This window comes from Comamonas sp. B-9, from assembly GCF_000410635.1.
Lineage (GTDB): Bacteria > Pseudomonadota > Gammaproteobacteria > Burkholderiales > Burkholderiaceae_C > Comamonas.
This window is the reverse complement of sequence record NZ_KE148616.1, coordinates 435-9561: the sequence shown is the minus strand read 5'-3', so window position 1 is coordinate 9561 and position 9127 is coordinate 435. Positions and strand designations below refer to the sequence as shown.

Here is a 9127-nt window from a genome sequence, read left to right as displayed (position 1 = left end):
CATCGCTGGCATCGACCGCGCCACCGGGGAACACATAGTGCCCGGCCGCAAAACGGGCCTGGTCCGAGCGGCGCGACATCAGCACCTCCAGCCGCGTCGCACCCGGCCCGGCCTGGGGGTCTGGCGCATCGCGCAGAAACAAGGCCGTGGCGGCTGCGCGGGCCGGAGCGGGCTCGCGTTGCGCATGGAGGAGCTGGCTGGTACGGGTCATGGGGCCATTATCAACACTTGCATGGCCGGGCTGTGTCACCCGCAGGGCGGGCGGGGCGGACGCGTTTCGAGCTGGCCCCAGACTGTCCGCATCTGCAACCTCGGGGCGGGCTACGAGTAACAGGTTCTTACGCCCTCTGCCCCGTTGCGCATCCAGGCGGGCCCAAAAAGCGATAATGGGCGGATGGACATCCGTTTTACCAAGATGCAAGGCGCCGGCAATGATTTTGTCGTGCTCGACGAGACCGCTGGCCCGCTGGGTTTGCGTGCCGACCAGTACCGCTTTCTGGCCGACCGCCATTTTGGCGTGGGTGCCGACCAGATCCTGACGGTGCGGCCCTCGCCCGCCCCTGGGATCGATTTCGAATACCTGATCCACAACGCCGATGGCGGCGAGGTGGAGCAATGCGGCAATGGCGCGCGCTGTTTTGCCCGTTTTGTGTATGACAAGGGCCTGACCGACAAGCGCGCCATCCGGGTCCAGACCCAAAAAGGCGTGATCGCCCCCGAGCTGATGGCCGATGGCCGGGTCACCGTGAACATGGGCCAGCCCCGCCTGGTGCCCGAAGACGTCCCCTTCAACACCAGCGGCCTCACGCCGGTGGCCCAGCACCACACGCAGAAATGGCCGCTGGCGCTGCAGGTGCCGGTCGATCCAACTACCGTGTTCATCGTGCCCGTGTCCATGGGCAACCCGCATGCGGTGATGCTGGTCGATGATGTGGATACCGCGCCGGTCGAATCCCAGGGCCCGGTGCTGGAGTCCCACCCCCGCTTTCCCGAGCGCGTGAATGTCGGCTTTTTGCAGGTACAAACAGCGCAGCAGGTGCGGCTGCGGGTGTTCGAGCGCGGCACCGGCGAGACCCTGGCCTGCGGCACCGGCGCCTGCGCGGCGGTGGTGGCCGGCATCAGGCTGGGACTGCTGCAAAGCCCGGTCGATGTGCAGACCCGGGGCGGCCTGCTGACCATTGCCTGGAGCGGCCAGGCCGCCGACCCGGTGATGATGACCGGCCCGGCCACGACCGTGTTCGAAGGCGAGATCAGCATTCCGGACTAGACACAGCGCGGCATACTGCGGTGACCGAACGAGGAGACGGCGAACAGCCGATACGAGAGAGACCGATGAGCGCAAACAACAACCAGGTTCCCCCCATTACCGAAGAAGACATCGCCGAGTTCCTGGTGCAGACACCGGATTTCTTCGAGCGCCAGGCCCAGGTACTGACCGGCGTGCACATGGTCAGCCCCTATGGCAACCGCACCGTCAGCCTGCAGGAGCGCCAGGCCGAGATGCTGCGCGACAAGATCAAGGGCCTGGAGCACCGCATCATGGACATGATGCGCAACGGCAGCCAGAACCACCACACCATCGACCGCATCCACCACTGGACCTGCGATGTGGTCAAGACCCGCAACCCGCTGCAGCTGCCCGAGGTGATTGCCGAGAGCCTGATGCAGCACTTCGAGGTGCCCCAGGTCGCGCTGCGCCTGTGGGATGTGGCCGAAACCTACCTGAACGAGCCCTTTGCCCAGGGCGTGAGCGCCGATGCCTGCAGCTTTGCCAGCTCGCTGTCCACGCCCTACTGCGGCCCCAATGTTGGCGTCGAGCCCGCCGGCTGGCTGCCCGACAGCGCCCAGGTGCAGTCGGTGGTGCTGCTGCCGCTGCGCGATGGCGCCATTTTGGGCGACACCCCCGCCTGGGGCCTGCTGGTGCTGGGCTCGCCCGATCCGGCCCGCTTCCAGGCCGACATGGACACCGATCTGCTCGAGCGCATTGGCGAGATCGCCGCCAGCGTGCTCTGCCGCCTGCGCTAGTTCCCATGGACACCGCCGCGCTCAGCGCCCCCATGCTCCAGTACCTGGAGCATGTGCGCGTGCAAAAGCGGCTGGCGCCACGCACCCACACGCTCTACACGCTGGATTTGCAGCGCCTGTCGGCCATGGCCGCCGAGGCCCAGACCGAGGTGCTGCAGCTCGGCCCCCAGCATATCCGCCGCTTTGTCGTGCAGATGCATGCGGCAGGCCGCAGCGGCCGGGGCATTGCGCTGATCCTGAGCGGCTGGCGCGGCTTTTTTACCTGGGCCGGCCGCGAAGGCCTGGTCGAGCGCAACCCGGTGCAGGATGTGCGCGCCCCCAAATCCCCCAAGCCACTGCCCAAGGCCTTGTCGGTCGACGATGCGGTGCGCTTTGCCGAAACCAGCCAGGCCCAGGGCGACCCCTGGGTGCAGGCGCGTGACAGCGCGATGGTCGAGCTGCTCTATGGCAGCGGCCTGCGTGTGGGCGAGCTGGTGGGCCTCGATACCGCTGCCAGCGTCCAGGCGCTGGGCTGGATCGATAGGGACGCAGCCGAGGCCCATGTGCTGGGCAAGGGCAGCAAGCGCCGTGTGGTGCCGGTGGGCAAGGCGGCCCTGGCCGCGCTGCAGGCCTGGCTGGCCGTGCGCGACCAGGTGGCGCCCTGTGATGCGGCCTTGTTCATCGGCGTGCGCGGCGCCCGCCTGTCGGCCGCCAGCGTCTGGCAGCGCCTGCGCGAGCGCAGCCTGGTCGCCGGCATGACCACCCCCGTGCACCCGCACATGCTGCGCCACTCCTTTGCCAGCCATGTGCTGCAGTCCAGCCAGGATTTGCGCGCCGTGCAGGAGCTGTTGGGCCATGCCAGCATCACCACCACCCAGGTCTACACCCGGCTGGATTTTCAGCACCTGGCCCAGGTCTACGACCAGGCCCATCCGCGCGCGCGCAAAAAGGACTGATTCCGCAGAGTTCAAAAAGACAAAACGGCCACCGATCTACATCGGTGGCCGTTTTATCCATTATCAAAGTGTGAAGTCTGCCGATAAGCCGGATTCTGTGCACCTGGGTTGCCCCAGGCGTGACCGCCATTACTCTGGGCCGGGTGTCGCCACCACGGCTCGACGCTACCTACCCGCCAACTCTGCGGAACCACATCAACGCTGGCCTACTTGGTATTGCTGCGCGTAGAGATTGCCCGTTTCACCCCGGGTGGTTTACCTTGCGGTACGCCCCCCGGACTCGTCTCTGTTGCTCTGATCCTCACCTCACGGTGGGCAGCCGTTAGCTGCTACGCTGTCCTGTGCAGTCCGGACGTTCCTCCAGTGCGGCCTTTCGGCACTTGCACCAGCGGCGGTCTGGCAGGCTTCACAGGCGTGATTATTCCACCGAATCACGCCTGCCCGCGCGAGTCGTCCAAAAACTGCAGGCCGCCGCCGGGGATAAGGCCCATCGCTATGTATCGCCGCCCTACTCGTCCACCGCGCTGCTGAACTCACGCCGGAACTGCTCGGGCGGCATGCCCGCTGCGCGCTGGAACATCGCGATAAAGGCCGAGGCCGTGCTGTACCCCAGGTCAAAGGCAATCTCCTGCACCGCCCGGCCCTGGCCCAGCGCATCCACCGCGCAAAGGTGGCGCAGGCGCTGGCGCCATTCGGCCAGGCCCATGCCCAGCTCCTGGTGGCAGTGGCGCGCCAGGGTGCGCTCGGTCATATGCACCGAGGCCGCCCACTCGGCCATCGTGCGGCGGCTGCCGGGCTCGGCCTTGAGGGCATCGAGCACGCTGACGAGCGCCCGGGTCTGGGCGGCGGGCAAAAAACTGTGCTCCGAGGGCGCCAGCCGCAGCTGGTCCACCATCACTTCGGCCAGGCGCAGGTCCTCGGTCGTCGCGGGCCGGCGTATGTCGCGCTGGGCCAGATCGGCCAGGATGCTGCGCACGATGGCGCTGATGCGCAGAATGCAGGCCTGCTGGGGCAGGCCCGTGCACAGCGCTGGCTGCACATAAAACGAGCGGTAGACGGCAGCCTGCGGCACATAGCAGTTGTGCTCGACGGCCGGCGGTATCCAGATGCCGTACTGCGGCGGCGCCACCAGCTGCCGGCCCTGGGTGACGATGGTCATCGTGCCATGCGAGGTGTAGTTCAGGTGGCCCAGCCGGTGGCGGTGCGCGTCGGCAAAACTGCCGGCGGCAAACTCGTCGTAGCGCACCAGATAGGGTGCGGTCTCCTGGTCCACGTCGTAGATCTTCAGTGCCTGGCCTGTCGCCATCGTGGCTCCTTGCAGCATCCGGCCAGCGCAACATGTCTGGCTTGGTGCATCAAATGTCTGATTACAGCTATAGGCTTTAAACCTGCCACGGCGATGATAGCAGCCAGACGTTTTTAAGTTCTACTCCCATGCAATACCTGTATCCGCTGCTCGCGGTCTTGATCTGGTCGGGCAACACCGTCGTCAGCAAACAAGCCGCTGGCGCCATCGCCCCCATTGAAATCGGCTTTCTGCGCTGGGTGCTGGCGGTGCTGCTGGTTACCCCCGTGCTGCTGCCGGCGGTCTGGCGCAACCGCGAGGCCATCCGGGGCCATGCCGGCCAGATCCTGGTGCTGGGCATTTTGGGCATGGTGGTCTACCAAAGCTGTGCCTACTTTGCCGCCGCCTACACGACGGCCACGCACATGGGCATCATCCTGACCCTGTCGCCGCTGGTGGTGCTGGGCATCTGCGTGGGCCTGCTCGGCCAAGTGCTGACGGCCGGTGGCGCCATCGGCTCGGTGCTGGCCTTTGCCGGGGTGGTGCTGGTGATCAGCGAGGGGCATCCGGCATCGCTGCTGGAACAAGGCATCAACCGGGGCGATCTGCTGATGCTGCTGGCCTGCCTGGCCTATGCGGCCTACAACATCCTGCTCAAGCGCTGGGCCATGCCGCGCGTGCCCAGCTGGCAGCTGCTGTACCTGCAGATGGTGGTGGCCATGTTCGCGCAGCTGCCGTTCTACCTGGCCTCGCCCAAGGTCGGCCTCAACGCAGACAACTGGTACCTGGTTGCCTATGCCGGCACCATGGCCTCCATCGTCGCCACCTGGATGTGGATGACCGCCGTCGCCAAGCTCGGGCCCAGCCGCTCGATCATGTTCTTCAACCTGACCCCGCTGCTGACGGCGCTGATCGCCTCGGCCTGGGCCAAGGAGCAGCTGCACAGCTACCTGTGGATCGGCGGCGCGATGACCATCTTGGGCGTGCTGCTGGCCGAGCTGTGGAAAACACCACTGCGCCGCGCCAGGGACGCGGCCAGCAGAGCCGCCTGATCTGTCAGCCCATCGACAAAAGGTCGTAGATGATCCTGGCCATCAGCGCCAGCAGGCCAGCGACCGATACCAGCATCAGCCAGGGCGCCCAGACCTTGTCGCGCCAGGAAAAGCCCAGCAGCAGGCTGACGCAGCAGACGCCCAGCAGAACCAGGGTGGTGTTGAAACTCAGCAAACGGCCTCCTTGCACAGCAATAACGTTCAGTGCCCATCTTGGGCCGATGGCTGCAGGCGGTATTGACGGCTATCAAGGAAAGGCCGGTGGGCGGGTGTCTGTAGTCCCATGTCGTTAAGAACATCCTGGGCATATTGATATTCCAGCCGGAATGATCAACTGCGTCACAATGGTTCGGCTATTTCCACCCCCTTGTTCATCCCGATCCGCTGGAGGCTCCATGAAAGTTGAGAATATTCTGCACACCATTGGCAACACGCCGGTGGTCCATATCAACCGCCTGTTTGGCGCAGGTGCCCAGGTCTGGATCAAGTCCGAGCGCAGCAACCCGGGCGGCTCCATCAAGGACCGCATCGCGCTGGCGATGATCGAAGATGCCGAAAAGACCGGCGCGCTCAAGCCCGGCGGCACCATCATCGAGCCCACCAGCGGCAACACCGGTGTGGGCCTGGCGCTGGTCGCTGCCGTCAAAGGCTACAAGCTCATCCTGGTGATGCCCGAGAGCATGTCCATCGAGCGCCGCCGCCTGATGCTGGCCTATGGCGCCAGCTTTGACCTGACGCCCAAGGAAAAGGGCATGAAGGGCGCGATCGCCCGCGCCGAAGAGCTGGCCGCGCAGACCCCGGGTTCGTGGATTCCGCAGCAGTTCGAAAACCCCGCCAACACCGCCGTGCATGAGCGCACCACCGCGCAGGAAGTGCTGGCCGATTTCCCCGATGGCCTCGATGTACTGATCACCGGCGTGGGCACCGGCGGCCACCTCTCGGGCGTGGCCCATGTGCTCAAGGCCAAGTTCCCGCAGCTCAAGGTCTATGCGGTGGAGCCCACGGCCTCGCCCGTCATCTCGGGCGGCCAGCCAGCGCCGCACCCGATCCAGGGCATTGGTGCCGGCTTTATCCCGCGCAACCTGGACACCAGCGTGCTCGACGGCGTGATCCAGGTCGATGCCGAACCCGCCCGTGAGTACGCCCGCCGCGCAGCCCGCGAGGAAGGCCTGCTGGTCGGCATCTCGTCCGGCGCCACGCTGGCCGCCATTGCGCAAAAGCTGCCCGAGCTGCCACCCAACGCCAAGGTGCTCGGCTTTGCCTATGACACCGGTGAGCGCTACCTGTCGGTAGAGGGCTTTCTGCCCGCCTGATCCCCCGCTGATGGCGGGCGGCAGGCCATGGTGCCTGCGCCAGGCCCCAAGCAAAAGCCGCTCCGAGGAGCGGCTTTTGCTTGGGGCAGCGAGGCTTACTTGGCCACCACCACGCCAGCGTCCGAGGTCTCCTGCGCGATGGCTTGGGCCACCTTGCTCACGCCCGAGCGCTTGCGCCAGGCCGACCAGGTCACGGCAGCGAGCAGGAACAGGCTGATGCAGACAAAGGTCGCGCTGATGGGGCGCTGCATGAAGACCATCATGTCGCCACGGGACAGCAGCAGCGCACGGCGGAAGTTCTCCTCCATCATGGGCCCCAGCACAAAGCCCAGCATGATCGGCGCGACCGAGAAATCCAGCACCATCAAGATGGCGCCGATGATGCCAAAGGCCAGCACCTCCCAGATGTGGAACAGGCTGTTTTGCGTGGTGAACACACCGACAGCAATGAAGAACATCGCCGAGGGGAACAGGTACTTGTAAGGCACGGCCAGCATCTTGACCCAGACGCCGATCAGCGGCACGTTCAGAATCATCAGGATCACGTTACCGATCCAGAAGCTGGCGATCAGGCCCCAGAAAATGTCCGGATGCTCGGTGATCAGCTGAGGACCAGGCTGAATGCCCTGGATCAGCAGCGCGCCCAGCAGCAGCGCCATCACGGCGTCACCGGGGATGCCCAGACTCATGGTCGGGATGAAGTCCACCTGGGTTTTCGAGTGCGCGGAGGCCTCGGGGGCTGTCACGCCAGCGATCATGCCGGTACCAAAACGGCTCGGATCCTTGGCCACCTTTTGCTCCAGCGCATAGGCGATGAAGGTGGTGATGGTCGGGCCCGTGCCGGGCATGGCACCAAACAAGGTGCCCACGGCCGTGCCGCGCACCATCGGCCAGAAGGCTTCCTTGAGCTCAGCCATCGAGGGACGCATGTCACGGATGCGCATCTTGGTGTTGCTGGTGATCGCCTTCATCTTGTTGACGTTGAGCAGGAAGTCGGCGATACCGAACAAGCCCATCGCCACCGCCACCATCTCCAGGCCGTCGCTCAGGTCCGGAATGTCGAACGCAAAGCGGAAGGTGCCGCTGTTCACGTCGGTGCCGACGATGCCGCAGAGCAGGCCGAACAAGGTCATGGCCACGCCCTTGAGGGGCGAGCCGCGCGACATGGTCGAGCCAGCGAGCAGGCCCAGCAGCATGATGGAGAACAGTTCGGCCGGGCCAAACTTGAACGCGATCGTGGTCAGCAGCGGCGAGGCAAAGATCATCACAATGATGCCGACCGAGGCCGCAAAGAACGAGCAGATCATCGTGATCCCGAGCGCCGTTCCACCCTTGCCCTTCTTGGTCATCGGGTAGCCGTCCAGGCAGGTCACGGCATGGGGCGGGTGCGATGGCAGGTTCAGCAAGATGGCGCCAATGGCGCCGCCGTACTGGGAGCCGTAGAAGATACCGGCCAGCATCAAGATGGCAGGCACCGGATGCATGGTGTAGGTCAGTGGCAGCAGAATGGAGATCGCCGACAGCGCGCCCATGCCCGGCAGCACGCCGATCAGGTTGCCCACCAGCACGCCGAAAAACGACCACATCAGGTTATGGCCCTGGAAGGCGATACCAAAGCCGTACCAAAGGTCTTGCAGTGCTTGTCCCATGGCTTACATCCCCCACCTGACCAGCGGCATCTGCACCTGCAGCGCCCACCAGAAAATCACCACGGCGACAATCATCATCGACATGGCCAGCACAAAGCAGGCCATCACGCTGTTGCTGCGGTCACCCAACGCGCAGATGAAGACGATGGCAAAGGTCGCTGGCAGCAGGCCCAGGTATTCGCCACAGAAGTAAAAGGCAATGGTGCCCAAGATGATGCAAGCGGCGCCCCGGAAATCGGGAATCTCATGCTTGTGTCCCACCAGCGCCGCCTCGTCGCCGGGGCCTTTTTTCTTGGCGTTCAGCGCGATCAGCACGCCCGTCAGCGCCAGCAGAATGCCGACCGCAAACGGAAAGTAGCCAGGCCCCATGTGGGCCAGCGAGCCGATGTTGTAGCTTTGCGCCGCGTAGGCCGCGCTGCCACCGAGCAGGATCATCAGCGCGCCGCCGTAGTAATCCTTGTTGTAGCTCTTGCCGCCGGCGCTCATGGCCGCTCCTTGGCGGGCGCCCGGCGCCCCTGCACACCCGCAAGGGTGGACCTGTATTGACTCATGCTCGTCTCCTTTTCTTACAACTTGCGCGGAAAGTCTAGAAAACGAAGCTGCCAAACAGCTGCCAAATGTCGGATGGCGCCGCAAAATACGTAAATCTACTTAGCGAAAACAGTCCCGCAAAGGACAGTGCGCTCAGGCGCGATCGCGGGCCACGGGCAGGCGCACGAGGGCGCTCAGCCCCCGGCCGGCAACGCCATCGCGGGCCTCGCCATCGTCCAGCAGCAGCTCGCCATGGAAGCGCTGCACATAGGCCCGGGCAATGGCCAGGCCCAGGCCCGATCCGTCCGGCGCCAGTGCGGCATCAGGCTGCAAGCGG

At 65.1% G+C, this 9127-nt stretch carries 9 protein-coding genes, 1 other RNA gene and 2 pseudogenes; 5 read left to right on the top strand and 7 right to left on the bottom strand.

Translation table 11 applies throughout. From position 1 onward, the window contains the following. A pseudogene (locus H928_RS33510) lies at positions 1-211 on the bottom strand (MBL fold metallo-hydrolase); the annotation flags it as partial. A 183-nt stretch (positions 212-394) separates the two neighbouring features. Between H928_RS33510 and dapF the strand changes: the two are divergent. The 3 genes from dapF (at position 395) to H928_RS0116715 (ending at position 2960) form a co-directional block, all read left to right on the top strand. Next, the gene (dapF, locus tag H928_RS0116725; protein WP_021027537.1) at positions 395-1267 is read left to right on the top strand and encodes a diaminopimelate epimerase; all 873 of its coding nucleotides are present in this window, start codon (positions 395-397) and stop codon (positions 1265-1267) included. Positions 1268-1332: 65 nt separating this feature from the next. Beyond that, positions 1333-2025 (top strand): DUF484 family protein, encoded by a 693-nt coding sequence (locus H928_RS0116720; RefSeq protein WP_021027536.1) that lies wholly within the window; start codon positions 1333-1335, stop codon positions 2023-2025. Positions 2026-2030: 5 nt separating this feature from the next. Next, a complete protein-coding gene (locus H928_RS0116715; RefSeq protein WP_021027535.1) occupies positions 2031-2960 on the top strand; it encodes a tyrosine recombinase XerC in 930 nt (309 codons plus the stop codon). 68 nt (positions 2961-3028) lie between these two features. Here H928_RS0116715 and rnpB read toward each other — a convergent pair. Together rnpB and H928_RS0116710 are read right to left on the bottom strand one after the other, a co-directional pair. Further along, positions 3029-3368: RNase P RNA component class A (gene rnpB, locus H928_RS30240), an RNA gene on the bottom strand. Positions 3369-3468: 100 nt separating this feature from the next. After that, positions 3469-4266, bottom strand: coding sequence for a helix-turn-helix domain-containing protein (locus tag H928_RS0116710; protein WP_027011043.1), 798 nt, complete (start codon positions 4264-4266; stop codon positions 3469-3471). 128 nt (positions 4267-4394) lie between these two features. Here H928_RS0116710 and H928_RS0116705 point away from each other — a divergent pair, with 128 nt between their 5' ends. Further along, a complete protein-coding gene (locus tag H928_RS0116705; RefSeq protein WP_021027533.1) occupies positions 4395-5297 on the top strand; it encodes a DMT family transporter in 903 nt (300 codons plus the stop codon). A 4-nt stretch (positions 5298-5301) separates the two neighbouring features. Here H928_RS0116705 and H928_RS0116700 read toward each other — a convergent pair whose 3' ends face one another. Next, complete coding sequence (locus tag H928_RS0116700) at positions 5302-5472, bottom strand: hypothetical protein (RefSeq protein WP_239644993.1); 171 nt, start codon at positions 5470-5472, stop codon at positions 5302-5304. A gap of 220 nt (positions 5473-5692) precedes the next feature. Here H928_RS0116700 and cysK point away from each other — a divergent pair, with 220 nt between their 5' ends. After that, on the top strand, positions 5693-6610 hold the full coding sequence (gene cysK, locus H928_RS0116695; protein ID WP_021027531.1) for a cysteine synthase A: 918 nt from the start codon (positions 5693-5695) through the stop codon (positions 6608-6610). Between the two features lie 95 nt (positions 6611-6705). On the opposite strand, the gene H928_RS28375 is transcribed toward cysK, so the two are convergent. From H928_RS28375 to H928_RS0116680, 3 genes and pseudogenes are all read right to left on the bottom strand, one after another. After that, complete coding sequence (locus tag H928_RS28375; protein WP_021027530.1) at positions 6706-8259, bottom strand: tripartite tricarboxylate transporter permease; 1554 nt, start codon at positions 8257-8259, stop codon at positions 6706-6708. Positions 8260-8262: 3 nt separating this feature from the next. Beyond that, a complete protein-coding gene (locus H928_RS0116685; protein ID WP_021027529.1) occupies positions 8263-8745 on the bottom strand; it encodes a tripartite tricarboxylate transporter TctB family protein in 483 nt (160 codons plus the stop codon). Between the two features lie 198 nt (positions 8746-8943). After that, a pseudogene (locus H928_RS0116680) lies at positions 8944-9127 on the bottom strand (ATP-binding protein); the annotation flags it as partial.

Bases quoted from the DNA above. Each gene is read 5' to 3' on its own strand.
- H928_RS0116710 (WP_027011043.1), bottom strand. From the start codon at position 4,266: ATGGCGACAGGCCAGGCACTGAAGATCTACGACGTGGACCAGGAGACC.
- H928_RS0116720 (WP_021027536.1), top strand. From the start codon at position 1,333: ATGAGCGCAAACAACAACCAGGTTCCCCCCATTACCGAAGAAGACATC.
- H928_RS0116685 (WP_021027529.1), bottom strand. From the start codon at position 8,745: ATGAGCGCCGGCGGCAAGAGCTACAACAAGGATTACTACGGCGGCGCG.
- H928_RS0116705 (WP_021027533.1), top strand. From the start codon at position 4,395: ATGCAATACCTGTATCCGCTGCTCGCGGTCTTGATCTGGTCGGGCAAC.
- dapF (WP_021027537.1), top strand. From the start codon at position 395: ATGGACATCCGTTTTACCAAGATGCAAGGCGCCGGCAATGATTTTGTC.
- H928_RS28375 (WP_021027530.1), bottom strand. From the start codon at position 8,259: ATGGGACAAGCACTGCAAGACCTTTGGTACGGCTTTGGTATCGCCTTC.
- H928_RS0116715 (WP_021027535.1), top strand. From the start codon at position 2,031: ATGGACACCGCCGCGCTCAGCGCCCCCATGCTCCAGTACCTGGAGCAT.
- cysK (WP_021027531.1), top strand. From the start codon at position 5,693: ATGAAAGTTGAGAATATTCTGCACACCATTGGCAACACGCCGGTGGTC.